Here is a 19,611-nt window from a genome sequence, read left to right as displayed (position 1 = left end):
CGATTCTTCGGAGTGTTTTTTTATTTTTAGTCAAACCACTTCCATGATTACACTAAAATCTAACCGCTTATGGCTGGCCACAGTGCTGGCTTTCAGCGCCTGCAGCACCCAACCTGGCGGACACGATAAAACCGCCGCTGCGGACTCCCTGCACCACATACTTGACAGGTATTATGAACAAAAGCTACAGCTGTTCCCGATAGATGCTACATTTAACGGAGAGCACCAATACGACGGACTGCTGACCATTGACATAAGCGAAGGTTTCCGCCGGCGCCAGGACAGTATATATACCCATTACCTGCAGGAGCTGCAGGGGGTAGATACAGCTGTGCTAACACCCAATGACCGCATCAGCTACGACGTATTGCGGCGTGAGCTGAACATATCCAAAGAAGGTTTACAGTTTCATGATAACCTGATGCCGATACAACAGTTCTGGGGCTTAACGCTTACCATGGGGCAGCTAGGCTCGGGCACCAGCGCACAACCATTTAAAAACAAAGAAGATTATGAAAAGTTCATTCAGCGCATGAAAACTTTTGCCGAGTGGGGCGACACGGCTATTGCCAACATGCGCAAAGGCATAGCCACCGGCTATGTGCTGCCCAAAGCCCTGGTGGTAAAAGTAATACCGCAAATGCGCGACCTGGCTAAAAAAGACACCGGCAATGTTTTTTACAGCCCGCTGAAAACCCTGCCCGCGGGGGTAAACACCGCCCTGGCCAATACCTACCGCCAAACCATTGAGCAGTATGTATTGCCTACCTATGCAAAGCTGCAAACCTTTTTTGAAAAGGAATACCTGCCTAAAGCCCGCACCAGCAGCGGTATTGAAGGAATACCGGATGGCAGGGCCTTTTACTCGTACCTGATCCGTTACTGGACCACTACCGATAAAACGCCGGATGAAATATTTGCCACGGGGCAAAAAGAAGTAGCCCGCATACGGGGTGAAATGGAAGCAGTAAAGAACAGCACCGGTTTTAAAGGCGACCTGCCGGCATTCTTCAACTTTATACGGAACGATGCGCAGTTCAAAATATTCAAAACACCGCAGCAGGTGCTGGACTCCTTTAAGGCTATTGAAGACAAGATCATGCCTAACGTAAAGCGCATATACGGGCATATTCCCAAAACACCGTTTGAAATAAGGCAAACAGAAGCTTTCCGCGCCGCCTCCGCCAGCGCGGAATATAACCAGGGCAGCCCGGATGGCAGCCGGCCCGGTATTTTTTATGTGCCCATACTCAATGCAAAGGAGTACAGCTATGTGGGTATGGAGTCGCTGTTCCTGCATGAGGCCATACCCGGCCACCACTTCCAGATTTCGTTACAGCAGGAGAACGACTCCCTGCCCAAGCTGCGCCGCTTTAGCTGGAACGGCGCCTATGTTGAAGGTTATGCGCTGTACTGTGAGGGCCTGGGTAAAGAGCTGGGCCTGTACACCAACCCTTACCAGTATTTCGGGCGCCTGAGCGATGAGATACACCGCGCTATACGCCTGGTGGTGGATGTGGGCATGCATGCCAAAGGCTGGACCCGTGAACAGGCCATTCAATACATGCTGGATAATGAGCCCACTACCGAGCATGATGCAACGGCCGAAATAGAACGGTATATGGCGGTGCCCGGCCAGGCCCTCTCCTATAAAACCGGTGAGCTGAAAATACTGGAGCTGCGGCATAAATATGAGCAGCTGCTGGGCAGCCGGTTTAGCCTGAAAGATTTTCATGACGAGCTGCTGAAAGACGGCAGTGTGCCCCTGAGTGTACTGGATCAGAAAATGAAACGCCGCTTTGAGAAATAATTAGCTGGCTAAGGGCAATAAAACATGGACCAGCCCGGCTGTAAATTGTTTTATTGCCCTTGCTGCTTATTTAAGTAAGGCCCCTTGTTACATTTCGATACATATAAAATATAACAATATATTATTTTGTAACATCTTTCTGGCCTACAATCCCCTGGGCCTTGTTATCCAACGCTTTTTATCAGCCTCAACCTTAACAATTTTATCATTTCTGTTTGAGAAAAGATACTTAAATTTATATGGCTATATAGGGATTATAACAGGGAACCTCAAAGGTCAGAGGCAGATTGACCATATCTTTTTATTGGACAGTTACAAGCTTTCAGCCACGGTTTATTCTATGAAACGCCGCTGACTGGTTATTAACAGTCAATCCAGCTTCCAGACCTCATTCTTTTTTGCTGCTTTGTGCTAACGATCAACACAGGCTGATTTTTTAACTGCTTAACCTAGGGGCATTATGTTAGAACTTACATTCAATTACTGCCTGTCATTTCCCGGCGTTACTGCCGAAGAGAAGTGGAATGAGGAAATGTGCTTCTCCGTAGGAGAAAAACTATTTTGCTCCATGCGGGTAAATCCTCCGTACAAGCTGTCCTTCAAGTGCACACCGGACAAGTTTCACAGCCTGATAGCCAGGCCGGACATTGTGCCCATGCCTTATCTGGCGCGCTACCACTGGGTACAGGTAAAGCATCCTACTACGCTGAACTGGACTGAGCTGCAGTCTTTTATACAGGAAGCGTATGACATTGTTGTCGGGATGATGCCGCCTGAAGAACGGGAGGCTGTTTTAAAGGCGCGCGTGTAATTTTTTTCTGTTTTCCCGTGAGGGAATTAGATTTACGGTTGTAGATGATGTTACATACGCCATCTACAACCATAAATCTAAAATGATATATAGCTATGGCTATACTTTAGGTTCCCACCCTTTCTCATAACTCCTGCTCCACAGCGCTGCTGCTTCATCATCATCCAGGATATGCCCGTTCTTCGGATCACAATGCAGCACACGCCCCGACCTTTGCGAAATATTTGCCAAATGACATAATACTACTGAAGGATGGCCAACGGTAGCAACATCTGAATTCAGCTTTGCCTTTCCGCGAATGCTTTCCAGGAAGTTGTTGATATGAAGGGCGTCCAGGAACTCGCCTGCCGGACTAACGGTATTGGTTACACTCTGCTGCGGGTTTTGCCGCTGCTTTACATCTTTTAACAGCTTGCCTTTAAAGTCAAATATCTTATAGTCGTCGCCGCCGCCATTATACAGGCTGCCCTTATCGCCAAACAGGGCAAAGCCACGGCCGCTGCCTTCCAGCTCATAGGGCTGGCAGCTGCGCCCTTCCCAGGAAATAGATTTTCCGCCTTCAAACTCAAAATTAATGGTTTGGGTATCGGGGGTTTCCCAGTCGTCCGGCGGGTAGGCATAGCGGCCACCGGCAGAGGTTACCCTGGTGGGGTATTCCACATCCATGAACCAGCGCATGCAGTCCAGCTCGTGGGTGGCGTTGTTACACACTTCGCCGGTGCCCCAGTGCCAGCGCCAGTGCCAGTTATAGTGCACGATGTTATCGAGAAAGTCTTTGCGTGGCGCGGGGCCCTGCCAAAGGTCCCAGTTGAGCGTGGCGGGTACGGGAATTTTTTTGCCGACGCCAATGGGCGCGCGGTTATTTACGTACCAGCCGCGGGCATAATACACCTTGCCGATAATACCCTCTTCCTTCACTTCTTTTACGGCCTGCTGCAGGTTAGGCCAGGAGCGGCGCTGGTTGCCCATTTGCACCAGGCGGTTGTATTTACGCGCAGCCTGTACCAGCAGCTCGCCTTCATTACCATTCTGGCTGCAGGGCTTTTCTACATACACATGCTTACCGGCGGCGCAGCCCATAATAGCAGCGGGGGCATGCCAGTGGTCGGGAGCAGCTACCATGAGCGCATCAAAATCTTTCCGCTCCAGCAGCTTGCGTATGTCTTTAATTACCTCCGGTTTGCGCTGCTGCCTGCTGGCAACGGCTTTCAGGCCTTTTTGTATGGCGCCGTCCTCCACATCGCAGATATAGCCTATTTCAGCGCCGGGTAAACTAGCCGCCAGCCGGGCCAGCCAGTTACCACGGGAGTTTACGCCCATTACTGCCAGCACTATTTTATTGCTGGGCGCCTGCTGGCCAAATACAGGGAAATTAAGGTAGGTAAGCCCGGCTCCCATACCTGCCATGGTGCCGGTTTTCAAGAAATCTCGTCTTTTCATTCCGTGATGTTTTATAATGATTATGTTGTTCTGCCCGGCGTATATCCCAGGCAGATGCCTTTTCATTCTGCGTTGTTACAACTCACCAATTTCAATCGGTTGCATGAAATATAAAATAAAGGAACAATGAATAGAAATGCAAGTAAATTAGTGATGAACGTACGGTTATGGTTAACAAAGCCGCAATGAAAAGGTTTGCGGGTGGAGAAAGGGTTTTTGGCGGGGCTGCGTAGCGGGGTATTCACGGCACTACATGAAGCCAGGTTGTTGGCCTGATTTTGTTCATATTGGCGAGCAGGAAGCTATTCACGGCATTACACGAAGCCAGGTTTGCCGCAGCAACCGCTGCCGGTTTTAACCGCGCCGATCATGAATGAGGGGCCTCCATGTTAAAGCTTTAGTTATTACTGCATGGTATTCCAGATCACATCATATACATCTGTTGCCAGCAGCTGCTCCTTACCGGTAGCCTGTGGTGTTATGAGCACCGGGTGGTAGGCGCTGCTTGCCGGCAGGGCGCCATGCGAGCCTTTGATCAGCGTAGCATCCAGCGGTATCACATCCATGAGATAGCGGAAGCCCAGCTTCTTTTTCAGCAGCTTACCCACAATCCTGGCCTTTACCATAGGATCGGCGGGGTTCAGGAACATCTCTACCGGGTCATAGCCGGGCTTGCGGTGTATATCTACAATACGGGCAAAGTCCGGCGCGCGGTTATCATCCAGCCAGTAGTAGTAGGTAAACCAGCTGTCGGCATCAGCCACCAGCACATAATCGCCGCAACGTTCATGGTACAGGTGATGCCTGCGTTTACCTTCACGATCCAGCACCTGGGCTACGCCCGGCACATTTTCAATAATATTGCGCACCTTTTTCACGCTGGAAAGGTCGTTAATGTAAATATGCGCCAGCTGGTGGTCCGATACTGCAAAGGCTTTTGAGGCGCCGGCATCCAGCAGCTCCAGCCCTCTCTCTTCCCGTATCTGCAGCAATCCCTCCTGCCGCAGTATGCGGTTAATATGCACCGGGTTGCTAACGGCGTTAATGCCGTATTCCGACAGCAGTATTACCTGCGCGCCTTTTTGCTCATAAAAGGTTACCAGCTGTTTGCATACATTATCTATCTCCTGCAGCTCTTTACTGATACTGCTTTCATCCGGCCCGAACTTTTGCAGGCAATAATCCAGGTGCGGTAAATATATAAGCGTTAACGTTGGGTCGTAAAGGTTATCTGTGATCTGTGACGCATCTGCTATCCACTGGGTGGATTTAATGTTGGCGCCGGGGCCCCAGAACTGGAACAGCGGAAACTGGCCCAGCTCTTTCTGCAAATGATCTCTCAGCGATGCAGGATGCGAGTAGCAGTCCGGCATCTTACGCCCGTCTGAAAGGTACTGCGGGCGCGGGGTTACAGAATAATCTGCCGTGGAGTACATATTGTACCACCAGCACATTTTTGCGCAGGTAAAATCCGGCTGCAGGCGGCGGGCCTTTTCCCAGATCTTTTCTGCCTGTACCAGCTTGTTGGATTGTTTCCAGAACTTTATCTCGCAATCTTCCCGGTCATACCAGCCATTGCCTACAATACCATGTTCAGCGGGCCACTTACCGGTTACATAGGTGCTTTGCACTGCTGTTGTTACGGCGGGTAACATAGGCATTACCGTGGTCAAATGATGCTGCTGTACGTACTGTTGCAAAAATGGTGTATGCCTGCCGATTACGGACGTAGAGAGCCCTACTACATCCAACACTACTGTTTTTCTCATAGAACATTGATATGAGCGAACTTACAAATCCTTAACAAAGCTATAATGAATGATTTATAATTCCAACTGTTGTTGTACCCAGGCCAGTTCCCGTGCAATGGAACGGTCCATGGGCAGCTTCAGGTCCTGGGGTAACACTTCCCAGGTATAGGTTTCTACCTCCAGGTGGGTGGTAAAGAGCTGTGTTTGCTGCAGGGCCAGCACCTGCTGAATATCTTCCCGGGTGGCCGACAGCAAACCATAATGATCAATAAACAACGGTACATGAAAATGGGAGCGCCACTCCTGTGCCCGGGGGTTTTCTGCATCGGCCAGCGCCTCCGGCAAATCAGGATAGTGCGTGTAGCCATTACCGGTACGCGCTATTACCTGGTGCAGGTAAACGGGTTCATTAAAGCCGCGGAAGGCATTTATCACTGCGGCCCGCTCCGGGGTACCGGCTGCCGGCAGCAATGCTTTAAGGGCTGCGCTTATCTGCAGCTTGCCTATTTTTAACCCGTGCTGCCGCATGGCGTTCAGCACTGCTTCGGGCTGCTCATAAGCCAGCGCAAAGTGGCACACGTCATAACACAGCTGCACATGCTCTTTAAGCATTACGGCCGCCTCTGCTTCGGCTATGCCCAGCTTATCGCACAGGAAAGGAATGCCCGCGGGCAGCAGCTGCTGGAAATACCAGTGAATATATTCCTGCGAGTTTTCCAGCATGCCATCGGGCTCGGGCTCAATATCAATATGCAGCAAAGGGCCGCCTGCCCTGCGTATGCGGGCCAGCTGCTCCACTACCAGCAGCAGGTTGAGGGTAGCGCTTTCCGTAACGGAAGCCGTTTCCTCTGCGCAGCGCGCCCATAATTTATACGATAAAGGGCAGGTAGATACGCCGCCTTCCATACCTTCGGGCAGCAGGGCCGCCAGTATGCGAAACAGGCGTATGGTATAGTTCACGCGGTCGCCGGTGGTCCAGTCGGGCACATGCACCTGGTCCTTTACTTTTACGTGATGGAAACCGCCGTAGGGAAAGCCGTTCATGGTAAACACATAACAGTCCTGCTCCTGCAGCCAGGCTTTAAACTCCAGCAATGCCTGCTCTTTGCTCAGCTCCAGGCTGGCCTTGTTGGAAAGGCGCAGGCCAATGCCAAAAGGCTGCTCGGGGCTTAATGCCGCCTTTACCAGTGGTATGTGCAGCTGCAGCTGTTCAAAATGAGCAGCCCAGTCTTCACCGGGATGTATGTTCGTGCAGTAGGTAAGATGACCGTAAGGTGTTTGCATGGCATAATTGTTATTGGTGAATGCTGCGCAGGATCTCACCGGCCTGCTGCAGCAGGGCTACATTCATATCATTTACTTCCTGGCCCTGGCCAATGCCTTTCAGCAGGCAAATGGTAAGGCGGCCGCCCAGGTGCTCGCGGAATTCTTCCAGTCCTTTTATTACAGGCGCCCCGGCACCGGCCTGCATGTTCAGCAGCTCGTGGTATATGGGCAGGCCCATTTGCTGTAACAACCGCAGGATGCGCTGCATGGCGCTTTCATCCAGCCAGCCTAACAGCCGGGCATATACGCTGTCTAATGCAATGCCGATAGATACTGCTTCGCCATGCCGCAAGGCAAAGCCGGTAAGCTGCTCCAGCTTGTGCGCGCTCCAGTGGCCAAAGTCAAGCGGGCGGGAAGACCCGCTTTCAAACGGGTCGCCGGCGCCGCCAATATGGGCCAGGTGCAGCTCTGCGCAGCGGTACACCAGCTGCTGCATGGCTGCCATGTCCCGGTTGGCCAGGGCCAGCACTTCCTGCTCCATCCATTCAAAAAAAGCAGCGTCCTTTATGAGCGCTACTTTTACGGCTTCCACCATACCGGCCCGCCAGTCGCGGTCGTCCAGGGTGGCCAGGAACCGGGCATCGTTAAACACGGCGGCAGGCGGCGCAAAGGTGCCCAGGAAATTCTTTTTGCCTTTATAATTAATACCGTTCTTTACCCCTACGCCCGAGTCGTTCTGCGACAGTACGGTGGTGGGTATACGAATATGCCGTACGCCCCGGTGCGATACTGCCGCGGCAAACCCTACCAGGTCCAGCACAGAGCCGCCGCCGATGCCTATTATAAAGGAATGGCGGTCAATGGCATATTTATCAATAGCATCTACCAAACGGAAAAACAGGGCTTCATCATTTTTTACCGCCTCACCGCCAGGTATAACCATGATCTCCGGGGCCAGCTCATAACCCGGCACATTGGTAAGGTAAGCCGCCGCCTGCTGCTGCAGGTACGGGTGCTGCTGCCATACGCCTTCATCTGCCACCACCAGCAGCCGCTTTTTATAATAAGGGCTGGCCTGCTCCTGCAGGTAGGCAGATAAGGTATTATTGGCGGGATCAAAAATATGCTCAGTAAAAAAAACCCGGTAAGCGTAATTAACCTGGAATGACTGCTGAATATAATTACTGATCTGCATCTCCTTAACTCCTTTCTGTTGAATAATAATGAACATCAAAGTACAAAAATATCTAAAATAGCGGGGGACAACCCTTTCATTTATTTTAACGGTAAAAAAGCCCCGGTGAATACCGGGGCCGGTTTGGAGGCCATTCTGTAGCCTTCTATCTATATGCAGAGATCAGACGGTAAAATAAAGGCATTGCCGCAGGGCCTGGAAGCGTAGTTATCCCTTATTTCCGTGTTACGTATTAATACGTAAAAGATCAGCATTCTCCCCTATTGTCCATCTTGACTGAATTATCGATTTTTGCAGTGGACAATACATTTTCAAATACAACCGCCGATCCTGTTAACCCTGTAACAAAGCTGTAGGTTTCCATCTATCATATTTTGTTGCAATAGTGCCCGGGCGCTTATTGTGCGGGGTACGCCAACACCAGAAATCACAGTTATGAACAGGATTTTTATTTACATACTGTTAGGCTGTTTCACGGGATCGTATGCCTGTGCCCAGCAAATGCGTACAGACAGCCTGTACCGGGTTATGCAGCATCAGCCGGCCGATACCGGCAGCGTTATGGCCTGCTTTTATTACGGCGACCAGTACTACCCCCACCAGGCCGACAGCGCCGGCTTTTATTACCTGAAAGGCCTGCACCTGGCGCAGCAGCTGCACTACCAGCGGGGTGTAGCCATCTTTACCCTGTATTATATAAATGTGCTGAACCTGCGGGGGGAATATGCCAGGAGCCTGCACCTGGCCACCCAGGCAGCTGTTATTTTCAAGGCGCTGCATGATGGGCCCAACCTGCTGGCCGCCTATAATAACATAGGTAACCAGTACCAGGAGATGGGCAATTTTCCAGCAGCCGTTAATTATTACCTGAAGGCGCTGGCCCTGGCGGAGCAGTATAAAAAAGCCAGGCTGCAGAACAAAATATACAATAACCTGGCCTCTGTGTTCTTTAATACGGCCGATTATGACAAAAGCTATTTGTATGCCTCCCGCGCCAATAACATGGCCAGGGCTATGAAAGACACCGGCCGTATTGCCTCCGCCATGGTGAACCTGGGCGCGGCGCTTACCAGGCTAAAGCACTATGAAAAGGGCATTGCCGCCTTTAATGAAGTAATACAGCTGGGGCGGTACCTGGGCGACAGCACACTGGTAATGGATGGGCTGATCAATAACGGCAGCATTTACTCCGACCACAATCAACATCAACGCGCCCTGGAGCTATATGAGCAAACCATGGCCATTACAGATACCTATCATGACCAGGACTACCGCCTGTATGCGCAGCTGGGCTACGGGCAGGAGCTGCTGAAAACCGGGCAGCCCGCTAAAGCCGACAAGGTGATAGCCGCTACTATTGCGCTGGCGCAACGCATGCAGGCCAATGACGAGCTGCGGCAAACCTACCTTACGGCCGCAGAGATAAAAGAGGCGCTGCAGCAGCCGACGCAGGCGCTGCAATACCGCAAACTGTATGAGGCGCTGAACGACAGCCTGGTGGGCGCCGGTACCCGCAAACAGGTGCACCAGCTGGAAATAGCCTTTCAAACAGCGGAAAAAGATAAAGCGCTGGCGGAAAAAAGGCTGCAGCTGGCGCAAAAAGACCTGGAGCTGGCTGCCAAAACCAAGTGGCAGGCCATATTTCTGCTAACCATTGCCCTGCTGGCAGCGCTGGCCTTCCTTACCTGGTACCGCTACCGGCAGCGGCAAAAGCTGCATGCGCAACAGGTGCAAACCCTGGAAAAGGAAAAAACCGTACAGGTGCTGGAGGCCCTGATGCAGGGCGAGGAAAAAGAACGCGTACGGCTGTCAAAAGACCTGCACGACGGGGTAGGCGGCCTGCTGTCGGCCGTTAAAATGCACTTCAGCGCCATCCGCCACGACCAGCCGGTATTACAGCAAAGCCCCGCTTATGCCCATGCCATTGGACTGCTGGACGACGCTATTACAGACATACGAAAAACAGCCCATAACCTGATGCCGGAAACCCTTTACCGGCTTGGATTAAAAGAAGCCCTGCAAAACTTTTGCAGGAACATCAGCTACTCCGGCACGCTGCAGGTAAGCTTTTACTCACTGGGAGAGATAGGCCGGTTCAAGCCCAACTTTGAACTATCGGTATACCGCATTGTGCAGGAGCTGGTAAACAACATCATTAAACATTCCCGGGCCAGCGAAGCCCTGGTGCAGCTAACGCAGCAGGATATGGTGCTGGCCATTACCGTGGAGGATAACGGGATAGGCTTTAACCAGCAAACAGCCCGGCAGCAGGGCAATGGCCTTACCAGCCTGCAATCGCGGGTACGGGCGCTGAACGGCAATATTGCCATTGATGCGGCCACGGGGCAGGGCACCACGGCGTACATAGAGTTTGACATAAGTATTGTAATCAATAACCCGCTGCAGCACGGCCTTGCCTCCTGAGTACAGCAGCCTGCTGCAGCTTGTAGCCATAACTTAAAAATACTATATGCAGATTAAAGTGGCCATTACAGACGATCATTTACTGGTAATTAATGGCATAAAAACTATGCTGGCGCCGTATGCGCATATTTCCGTTGTTTATGACACCACAGATCCCGGCCAGCTGCTCAATGGCCTTACCGCAAACCTGCCCCATGTGCTGCTGCTGGATATACAAATGCCCGGCACAGACGGTATTGCGCTTAGCAGGCAGGTGCACAAAGTATTCCCCGACGTAAAAGTGATTGCCATCAGCAGCTTTATGGAAACACACTACATAAAGCAGATGCTGCGCAACGGCGCAGCAGGCTACCTGCTGAAGAACACCGACCCCGCCACCCTGGTAGCTGCTATTGAAAAGGTGCATGCAGGGGAACAGTTCCTGGACGATGCCCTGAAAAAAAGCCTGCTGGATGAGGTGCTGACCGGCCAGAAAAAAAACAGCTATGAAATACCGCTTACAAAGCGCGAAAAAGAAATACTGAAGCTGATTGCGGAAGAACACTCCAACCAGGAAATAGCGGATATGCTGTTCATCAGCCTGCGTACCGTGGAAACCCACCGGTTAAACCTTACCCAAAAGCTGGCCGTAAAGAACACTGCGGGGCTGGTGAAAGAAGCTATACGGAGAGGGCTGCTGGATTGATGTGCAGATGTGCGGATATGCAGATGTGCAGATGAGGGTGTGCGAGTGATTGTAGTGTGGTTATATTATGGCAGGTGTAAATGTGTGATGTGCAGATATGATTACGTTACGGCAAAGGCTTTTGCCAGTAGTATAGATAAAGGCAGCAGCAGCAATATCAGCAATGCATAGGGCCAGGTGCCAAAGGCGGCTGCCCAGGCGGCATCCATGGCTATAAGGGCCAGTATGCCTCCCTTTACGGCCTTGCCAATGTTAGGGCCACTCGGGTCTTTCATGGCACGGATCAAAGGCGCATTGATCATTATTATCATGAGTATTAAAAAGGGCAGTGTAGGCAGCAGGTGATTGTTTACAACCGCCAATACCCCAATTGTACCGTACACAAATGCATAGCAAACCGCAGTAATGCGCAGGGTGCTGATGCTGCCGCCATACACCTCACCCCGGCTGATGGCGGTTACCGCGGCAATATAAATCACGGGTATTACAGCTAACCAGGTGTAATGCCGCAGCACCGGTTCCACCAGGCTAATGCCCAGCAGCAGGTTCAGGCCACGGCACAGCCCCATGTTTACCGGCCCCCAGCTGGCATGCTTTCCCCACTTGTCATACACCAGCGCTGCTGTCATAATAGCTACTGCAATATAGCCGGGTGTGCGGCCTACGGCAAAAGCAGCCAGTATGCCTACCAGGAACAGGTAGCTGCCCAGTATAACGGCCTGTGTTTTAGTAACCAGGCCGCTGGGGATGGGCCTTTCGGGCCTTTCCTTTTTATCCAGGGAAGCGTCAAATACATCGTTAAATACCACGCCTCCGCCGTACAGGCCAATAGTGGCCAGGCACAAACAAGCCACGGGCAAAAGGTCGAGGTAATTCGTATAGGCTTTGTGTAAAAAACCGGAAACTGCTATACCCGCCAATATATCTGCCACAGCGGTTAACAAGTTGGCCGGGCGCACCAACCTCAGGTAACCCAACGATTTGCTAAGAATATAACTACTCACCGGATATAGGGGTTTTATCAATAAATCTTATCTCCATACTATCGTTTACGTTAGCGAATGATGATGGCGTTCCTGTCTATCCGTGGCTGCTGTCCGCCTCTAAGCACAGTGCTTCCGTTAAATTTCTCACTCTGATCTACTGTTTTAACTTTTTCAAAGTCAGCTTCGTCGATCTGGCCGCTTTTTCCAAAGGCCGTGATTGCGTTCCGGTAAGTTACCAAATGAATATCATGCAAGTCAATACCACTTTCGTGCATTAATGCTGCTGTTTTTGGAACCGCCAGGGGATCGCTTATGCCCCAGTCTGCTGCGGAATTAATCATAATGCGTTCGCTGCCGTATTGTTTTACTACCTGTACCATGCGCTCGTTACCCATTTTAGTAAACGGGTAAATGGTAAACGCGGCCCAGAAACCACGGTCCAGCACTTCTTTTACGGTTTCTTCATTGTTATGGTCAATAATTACCATGGCGGGGTCAAGGCCATGTTCCAGGGCAATATCCATGCTGCGCTGGGTGCCCTGTTTTTTATCGCGGTGAGGCGTATGTACCTGTACGGGTAAGCTGGCTTCCTTTGCCAGCTGCAGCTGGGCGCGGTAATATTTTTCTTCCAGGACCGTCTGGTCATCAAACCCTATTTCGCCCACGCCTACTACGCCCTCTTTATATATAAAAAGCGGCAGTATTTCCATTACTGCTTCGGCCAGCTTTTCGTTATTGGCTTCCTTGGAGTTAAGGCCGATGGTGCAATAGTGCTTAATACCAAACTGGCTTGCGCGGAACCGTTCCCAGCCTATAAGGCTGCTGAAATAGTCGCGGAAGGTATCAACCCCGGTGCGGGGCTGGCCCAGCCAGAAGGCGGGCTCTATGATGGCGGTAACGCCGGCATCTGCCATGGCCTGGTAATCGTCGGTGGTACGGGAAGTCATATGCACATGCGGATCAAAGAAACGCATACCCTTAATACGGTCCAGGTAACCGGGCAGCACGGATAACGGCTGCAGGTCCTTTTCAGATAACTGATGACTATAACACATGGGAGATTGTTTTTTTTTAGTTCACTTGTTTTTCCGCTACCCGGCTCCAGCTGAGCCTTCCGCTTTCTATTTCCTGCTCCAGCACCGGCTTTTCTTTCAGGAGCGCGCGTGCGGGCGCATAAGGGGAGTAATAGCATGCCAGGGCCGCGGCTTCTCTTTCAATATTTTCTGCGGAGCGCCATACCCGTTGTATATCGGATATATTGGCCTCATTAATAAAACGGGTTACCAGGCGCCAGAGCATAGGATTTACCGGGCGGCCGGCGGCCCAGCGCTCATGCGCATAATCAACCAGTATGGCTGCCAGGCGGGCATTGGCCCGCTCATCCAGCCCTATAATGTAGTGTACGGGTTTTTCCGTAAAAAATGCTTTCAGCACCAGCTGGTTCCAGGCCGGCTCGTTGAGATACCTGGCCGGGTAAGCATTATGCAGCATAATGGCTTCCAGCACAGTGCCTATGTTGGAGCGGATGCCTTCTGCGGTGCGCAGCTTCCACTCCTGCGCCCAGGGCAGCAGGGGCAGGGCGCCGTACAGGGCTACCAGCTCGTTCATTTCAGCGGCATTAAACAGCCCTTCAATGGCCCGCACATAGCTGTTACGGTCGGCAGCCGGCCATTGCAGCAGCCACCAGGTACGCACCAGCCGGTCTAACGTATATCCCTGCACGAAAAATCCATGAGCGGTTTGCTGCAGCCGGGCAGCGGTATCTTCAGATAACGTGATCAGCGCTTTCCCCGTGAAGCGTGGAATAGCGCTAAAGGTAAGATTAAACTGCTGCAGGGATCCGGTGTCCTGCAGCGCCTTGGTACGCTGCTCCAGCCAGCTGAGGGCCTGGGCGGCGCTGTTTTGCCTGATAATGGTATATAGCAAAGCGCTCACATTATCGCTGTCATAGTCATATGGTAACTCCATTGCGCCTGGGTTCTGATCAGGTAAAATAGACGATCAAAAGAATAAAGATAGGAGAATTTGATGAACGGAAGAAGGCCGGAAACAAAAGGCAAAAGCAAAAAGTAAAGCGTGGCGGAGGGTGAAGCCGAGCCAACAGCAGGACAGCCATATTAAAAGCTGTACAGGGCGGCTCACCGCGATAGTTATGTGTTAATGTTTGCGGGGAACATTGGCCTGCCGCGGGCTATTTTGCGCAACCGGCGGACTGCTAACCATGCTGCCGGTTGCTACCTTTATCCTGTGCGCAATAAATACGCCCACGCTCCTGCCCTGCTGCAAACCATGATCTACTGAAGAGCGGTAATGAATACCACCGTATAAGCGGCTGATGCCGGCTTCATTGGCAGCCTGCCTGAAAGAGGTAAAGTAACGCTCGCCGGCGCCGTATTCCACTTCGGTAGTATCTGCAAACGCCATGCTATCGCCGTAAAGGCAGGTAAGCACTTCGGCAGCCGCCCCGGAAATTACACTATGCCCGCTGGTATATTCCGGGAAGGGCGGCGTTTGCAGCAACGGCTCCCAACCCGGATCTACCAGCTGGTTAATAACGGTTTGCGGGCGTATTACGCGGCTGCGGTATTTCTCGTCCCAGCAGGCAATGAATGCATCCAGCAGGGTAGCGGCGGTAAGGGCATAGGCCTGCGCGGTTTGCACATAACCGGCTTTGGCCTGGCGGGAGGCAATGGCTGCAATGCCCATCCAGTGCCCGCCCGGCGTAATTTTTTTTGTGGCGAACATGGCATGGCCGGTATGGTGCATTACATAGGGATTACAGTCCCAGAAGCTGGCAATGGCCTGCTGCTCTTTTGTGAGGTTAATACCGGTATGGTACACCTCCATCATTTCCCGGTAAAAGCGGCTGCTGGTGTCTTTATCGTCATAGGGGCAGGCAGGCAGGGGTGTAAACTGGTTGCAGGTATCTAAAATAAAGGGATGTATGCTGCTCCAGTAAGGCTCAATCGCATCCATATAATCCGGGGGTGTGGGCTGCCAGGTGCCTCTTTCGCCGGTTACGGTATAGCGCGGATAGCCCCGGCTTTCCTTATAGTTATCCTTTGCGGCACGCTCCAGCACTTTGGCTGCTATGGCATTGCCAAATGCAATGGAGTTTTCAAAGGCGGTATCATTTAAGCCGGCATCTTTGAAGCGGGCATACAGCCGCTGCTCAAACAGCTTTAGCGAGTCGGTGGAGAAGGTGACCTTTTGCGCCACTGCTTCAAAGGCACGGGCGCCGGCCAGCAAAAAGTTGTACTGCTTGCCTTTCCCGGGCTGCGGCATGGGCGGAAACTCCCGCATTTGCGCAGCCAGGGAAGGGTACTGCGGCTCATTGAACCGGGCTGCTTCATACATGGCCAAACAGGCGTAAGCATAAATGCGGGCTGCTACCGGGGGCGAAAAAATATCGTACACAATTACATCTGTAAGCTGCTTCACAGAAGCGTGCATTACTTCCGGATCCTGCAGCTGCGCTGCATTCAGCCGGGGAGCGGGCGCCTGCTGCCGGCAGGCCAGCAGGGCAGCCAGCAATAAAATGCTGCTGGTACGAATAATACGGTATTGCATAACAGTTTTACTGCAACAGGTGAATGATAAAAGTTTTTCTACGGCACAGTAACGGTTCTTTTACGGCCGCTGAAATCCATAATGTCTACGGCTTTAACCGGCGCCGTAAGCATAAGGCAGCGGCCCGACTGCGACAGGAAACCCTGCCCGTAGCCGCACTCCTGCTTTTGCGTATGCCCGTTGGCGTAATGCACCACTGCCCAGGCATCGTTACCCTGTAAAGGCAGCACATGAACAGGCCTGCGGCTGCCAAACAGCTTTAACGGGCCCTGGTTCTGGGAAGCGGCCAGCAGCAGCCGGCCGCGCGGGCCCTGCAGCTGCACCAGCGCCTTACCATCGCCGGGGATATAAATACCGGCGCTGCGTATATCCAGGGGCGTAAAACCGCCTTTGCCGTTGCCCAGCAGCACCAGGCCATCCAACGCATCGTACCGGCCTACAGACACCTCTGTTCCGAAGTCATTGCCATTGATCACTACATCCAGGTTGCCATCGGCATTCACATCTGCGGCCACCATACCGTACAGCGGCGCTACCTGCGCCTGCAGGGGCAGGTGCGTACAGGTAAACCGGCCGTTACCTTTATTTTCAAAGTAGCAGGAGTACAGGTTGGTGGCTTTCAGCTGCAGCGCGCCTTTCAGCTCATCCGGCTTTAACAGGTCGGTGAGGGTGGCCACTGCAAAATCGTGGTATTTGGGAAAGCGCGCCCGCATCATAATCATTTGCTTAATAAGGTCGTCGCGGGTGTGGGCGGGAAACTCCCGGCGACGGCCGGCGCTGTCCGGCAAAAAAAGTGTGGGAATGGCGTCGTAGCTGCCATTTTTATCAAAATCAGCGGCGTATATACACACCGGCTCCTTTTCGCTGGCCCGGTACAGGGTATTCAGGCCCGTGTTGCCGGCTATGTAATCCATGTCGCCATCGTTATCAAAATCGCCGGCTACCAGGCTGCTCCACCAGCCGTATGCTGTTTCCAGCCCGCTTTGCGCAGGCAGCAGCTGTCCTTTATGGTTGTTATGCAGGAACATGGGCGGCATCCATTCCCCCACCAGCAGCAGGTCCACATAGCCGTCGTTATCATAATCCGTCCACAGGGCGTCGCATATCATGCCGGGCTGCTTTAGCGCGGGGGCTACCTGCATGGTAACATCGGTAAACTTTACAACGCCGTTCCGCGTGTCGTTACGGAACAGGTAGCTGCTTACAGGAGCGGGGTATTTGCCGGGTTCCAAGCGCCCGCCTATGAACAGGTCAAGGTCACCATCCCGGTCAAAATCTGCCGCCTTTACGCACGATTTACTGGTATAAACAGCAGGGAGCGCGCCCGGTACTTCCGTAAAGCCTGCATGGCCGTTATTGAGGTACAGGCGGTCGCGGTAGCTAAGGCTGCCGGCCCGGTTCTCGCAGCTGCCGCTGGCAACGTACAGGTCCAGGTCATGATCACCATCCACATCCAGCAGCAGGCAGCCCATATCTTCCCAGGCTTTGCTGTCGGCCAGGCCGGGCAGCAGGTCTTTCTGCTCAAACTGCCCATTGGGCTGCTGCAACAAAAACGCGCCTTTGTACTGGGTAGCGCCGCCAATAAAAATATCGTCCAGGCCATTGCCGTCCACATCGCCTACCGCCAGGGCGGGGCCGTATTGGGATAGCTTGTGCGGCAGCAGGCGCTGGTCATTGAAATCTATGTAATCATATTCTTTGTGCTTAAAAGTAATGCCGCTGCTGTCCGTTACATCGGCAAACAGCGGGGCGCTAAGCGCAGGCTTTGCGGCAGGGGGCGCCGGAACGGCACGGGCATAATCGGCAGTGAGCACCTGGTTGGCCGGTATGTTATTCCACTCCTGTATTTTACCATCCGGCCAGGTAACTTTTACGGCGGTTACCGTATCGGTGCTGCCCAGGCCAAAATGGGCCACATTTTCTACTGAAGAAAGGTAGCCGCGGTAAACCGTGTTCTCATACGATTGCTGCTGCAGGTTGCCGGCAGCATCCCGGCTTGTAACGTGTACCCATGCTCCCTGGGCCATGCGGTTGCCGGGCGGGCCTTTCCACTGCACGCGCAGCCAATGCGCAGTACCGGGCCGGCGGCTGGCCTGGTTCCGGTAAACAAAAGCTTCATCGTTTATATTATTCACCACGTAATCCAGGTCGCCATCCCCATCCAGGTCGGCATAGGCGGCACCGTTAGAGAAGGAAGGCACATTCATGCCCCACTGCCTGGAAACATCCGAAAAGGTAAGATTGCCGTTATTATGAAATGCATAGTTAGGGATCTTTACCCGGGGCAGCTGGTCCAGCATAAATTGCGTGGAGGCGTAGGGCGCTGCTGTTGCGCGGAAAGATACAAAGTCATGATCTGTAATATCGCGGGGAAAACCGTTCGTGATCACTATGTCGCGGTAGCCGTCGTTATCAAAATCCACCACCATGGGCGTCCAGCTCCAGTCGGTGGCGGCAATACCGGCCATAAAACCTATATCGCTGAAAGCCACGGCCGGTATGCTGTCAGTACCGGGTACGGGGCCCCTGTTCAGCTGCAGCACATTGCGGGGGTACTGGTATTCATAGCCGTAGCGGTCGTTATTGATATAGGTGAAATAGTTGTTGGCGTTCATCATCATCTTCTTACGCAGGTTGGTTGCCGGCAGCATATCCAGGCAAACAATATCGGCCAGGCCATCGTTATTAATGTCATTAATATCCGTACCCATGGCGGAGTACGCGGTGTGCTTGCAATATGTGGCAGAACGGTCTGTAAAGGTGCCGTTGTGATTATTGATGTATAATATATCGTTAGAGAGATAGTCGTTGGCCACGTAAATATCCTTCCATCCGTCGTGGTTAATGTCTGCTATGTTAATGCCCAGGCCATACCCTTCTATTAAAATGCCGGCCTGCTTAGATACGTTGGTATAGCAGGGATGGTGCAGCGAGTCGTTCCAGTCATTGCGGTACAGGCGGTCGGTATTGAGGCTGCTGCCGTCCAGGGTGCGGGGTTTGTATTTGCTGGGAAAATGGGCAGAGTCTATCTGGTTGGTTAGTACATACAGGTCCAGGTCACCATCGTTATCATAATCAAAAAAGGCGCTTGCAATGGAATAGCCGGCATCGTTCACACCATATTCGCGGGCCATTTCTTTAAACACAGGAACGCCGCTTTTATCAGGGCCCTGGTTTACGAACAGCATGTTCTGCCGGCTGGCGCTGTCTTTTTTCATGGCGGCGCAAACATACAGATCGGCCCAGCCATCGTTATTAATATCTATAACAGATACGCCGGTATTCCAGCGGCCGGGTACATTTACCATGGCCTTTTCCGTAACATCCTTAAAGCGCATGTTGCCCTGGTTCAGGTACAGCCGGTTGGGCACCATGTTACCGGTAAAAAATATGTCCGGCTTACCATCATTATTAAAGTCGGCTATGGCTACGCCGCCGCCATTGTAGATGTATTCAAAGTTCAGCACATTCAGGCTGTCGCTTTCGGTAATGGTGTTGGCGAAGTGGATCCCCGAGCGGGATGCGGGTATTTGCTCAAACAAGGCCGGCGAGTGGTTACAGGCTGTTATAAATAATAATATCCACATGCACCAGCCTAAGTGGATAGGCACTCTCATTATTCAATAGAATTTGTCCCTCTTGTAATGCGTGATATGTTTTCCCTGTGTATGGC

The 19,611-nt window shown here is 52.3% G+C and carries 13 protein-coding genes; 4 read left to right on the top strand and 9 right to left on the bottom strand.

The features are described from left to right. Positions 1-43 precede the first annotated feature (43 nt). Together VFS25_RS17735 and VFS25_RS17730 are read left to right on the top strand one after the other, a co-directional pair. Positions 44-1,810, top strand: a complete 1,767-nt coding sequence (locus tag VFS25_RS17735; RefSeq protein WP_326463507.1) for a DUF885 domain-containing protein — start codon at positions 44-46, stop codon at positions 1,808-1,810. Between the two features lie 460 nt (positions 1,811-2,270). Continuing rightward, the gene (locus VFS25_RS17730) at positions 2,271-2,621 is read left to right on the top strand and encodes an MmcQ/YjbR family DNA-binding protein (RefSeq protein ID WP_326463506.1); all 351 of its coding nucleotides are present in this window, start codon (positions 2,271-2,273) and stop codon (positions 2,619-2,621) included. A gap of 99 nt (positions 2,622-2,720) precedes the next feature. On the opposite strand, the gene VFS25_RS17725 is transcribed toward VFS25_RS17730, so the two are convergent. The 4 genes from VFS25_RS17725 to VFS25_RS17710 form a co-directional block, all read right to left on the bottom strand. Continuing rightward, positions 2,721-4,061 carry a Gfo/Idh/MocA family oxidoreductase gene (locus VFS25_RS17725; protein ID WP_326463505.1) on the bottom strand — a complete coding sequence of 447 codons (1,341 nt, stop codon included), beginning with the start codon at positions 4,059-4,061 and terminating at the stop codon, positions 2,721-2,723. Positions 4,062-4,465: 404 nt separating this feature from the next. After that, positions 4,466-5,830: an alkaline phosphatase family protein gene (locus tag VFS25_RS17720; protein ID WP_326463504.1), complete on the bottom strand. Its 1,365-nt coding sequence runs from the start codon at positions 5,828-5,830 to the stop codon at positions 4,466-4,468. Between the two features lie 54 nt (positions 5,831-5,884). Further along, positions 5,885-7,096, bottom strand: a complete 1,212-nt coding sequence (gene eboE, locus VFS25_RS17715) for a metabolite traffic protein EboE (protein ID WP_326463503.1) — start codon at positions 7,094-7,096, stop codon at positions 5,885-5,887. 10 nt (positions 7,097-7,106) lie between these two features. Then, positions 7,107-8,309, bottom strand: a complete 1,203-nt coding sequence (locus VFS25_RS17710) for a 3-dehydroquinate synthase (RefSeq protein WP_326463502.1) — start codon at positions 8,307-8,309, stop codon at positions 7,107-7,109. A 399-nt stretch (positions 8,310-8,708) separates the two neighbouring features. On the opposite strand from VFS25_RS17710, the gene VFS25_RS17705 reads away from it, so the two are divergent. Further along, positions 8,709-10,697 carry a tetratricopeptide repeat protein gene (locus VFS25_RS17705; RefSeq protein WP_326463501.1) on the top strand — a complete coding sequence of 663 codons (1,989 nt, stop codon included), beginning with the start codon at positions 8,709-8,711 and terminating at the stop codon, positions 10,695-10,697. A 46-nt stretch (positions 10,698-10,743) separates the two neighbouring features. Further along, complete coding sequence (locus tag VFS25_RS17700; RefSeq protein WP_326463500.1) at positions 10,744-11,382, top strand: response regulator transcription factor; 639 nt, start codon at positions 10,744-10,746, stop codon at positions 11,380-11,382. A 101-nt stretch (positions 11,383-11,483) separates the two neighbouring features. On the opposite strand, the gene eboC is transcribed toward VFS25_RS17700, so the two are convergent. The 5 genes from eboC to VFS25_RS17675 form a co-directional block, all read right to left on the bottom strand. Further along, entirely contained in the window at positions 11,484-12,386 is a 903-nt protein-coding gene (gene eboC, locus VFS25_RS17695; protein WP_326463499.1) for a UbiA-like protein EboC, read from the bottom strand. A gap of 50 nt (positions 12,387-12,436) precedes the next feature. Continuing rightward, on the bottom strand, positions 12,437-13,423 hold the full coding sequence (locus VFS25_RS17690; RefSeq protein WP_326463498.1) for a TatD family hydrolase: 987 nt from the start codon (positions 13,421-13,423) through the stop codon (positions 12,437-12,439). Between the two features lie 16 nt (positions 13,424-13,439). After that, complete coding sequence (locus VFS25_RS17685; protein ID WP_326463497.1) at positions 13,440-14,336, bottom strand: EboA domain-containing protein; 897 nt, start codon at positions 14,334-14,336, stop codon at positions 13,440-13,442. 189 nt (positions 14,337-14,525) lie between these two features. After that, positions 14,526-15,938 carry a vanadium-dependent haloperoxidase gene (locus VFS25_RS17680; RefSeq protein ID WP_326463496.1) on the bottom strand — a complete coding sequence of 471 codons (1,413 nt, stop codon included), beginning with the start codon at positions 15,936-15,938 and terminating at the stop codon, positions 14,526-14,528. A gap of 38 nt (positions 15,939-15,976) precedes the next feature. Beyond that, complete coding sequence (locus tag VFS25_RS17675; RefSeq protein WP_326463495.1) at positions 15,977-19,555, bottom strand: VCBS repeat-containing protein; 3,579 nt, start codon at positions 19,553-19,555, stop codon at positions 15,977-15,979. Between the last annotated feature and the right edge of the window lie 56 nt (positions 19,556-19,611).

Source organism: Chitinophaga sp. (genome assembly GCF_035761305.1).
Classification (GTDB): domain Bacteria; phylum Bacteroidota; class Bacteroidia; order Chitinophagales; family Chitinophagaceae; genus Chitinophaga.
The sequence above is the reverse complement of the archived record's forward strand: the minus strand, read 5'-3'. Positions and strand labels throughout refer to the sequence as shown.

Coding starts and splice junctions, on each gene's coding strand:
- VFS25_RS17710 (WP_326463502.1), bottom strand. CDS start 8,309: ATGTTCATTATTATTCAACAGAAAGGAGTTAAGGAGATGCAGATCAGT.
- VFS25_RS17680 (WP_326463496.1), bottom strand. CDS start 15,938: ATGCAATACCGTATTATTCGTACCAGCAGCATTTTATTGCTGGCTGCC.
- VFS25_RS17720 (WP_326463504.1), bottom strand. CDS start 5,830: ATGAGAAAAACAGTAGTGTTGGATGTAGTAGGGCTCTCTACGTCCGTA.
- VFS25_RS17675 (WP_326463495.1), bottom strand. CDS start 19,555: ATGAGAGTGCCTATCCACTTAGGCTGGTGCATGTGGATATTATTATTT.
- VFS25_RS17730 (WP_326463506.1), top strand. CDS start 2,271: ATGTTAGAACTTACATTCAATTACTGCCTGTCATTTCCCGGCGTTACT.
- VFS25_RS17690 (WP_326463498.1), bottom strand. CDS start 13,423: ATGTGTTATAGTCATCAGTTATCTGAAAAGGACCTGCAGCCGTTATCC.
- VFS25_RS17735 (WP_326463507.1), top strand. CDS start 44: ATGATTACACTAAAATCTAACCGCTTATGGCTGGCCACAGTGCTGGCT.
- VFS25_RS17700 (WP_326463500.1), top strand. CDS start 10,744: ATGCAGATTAAAGTGGCCATTACAGACGATCATTTACTGGTAATTAAT.
- VFS25_RS17685 (WP_326463497.1), bottom strand. CDS start 14,336: ATGGAGTTACCATATGACTATGACAGCGATAATGTGAGCGCTTTGCTA.
- VFS25_RS17705 (WP_326463501.1), top strand. CDS start 8,709: ATGAACAGGATTTTTATTTACATACTGTTAGGCTGTTTCACGGGATCG.
- eboE (WP_326463503.1), bottom strand. CDS start 7,096: ATGCAAACACCTTACGGTCATCTTACCTACTGCACGAACATACATCCC.
- VFS25_RS17725 (WP_326463505.1), bottom strand. CDS start 4,061: ATGAAAAGACGAGATTTCTTGAAAACCGGCACCATGGCAGGTATGGGA.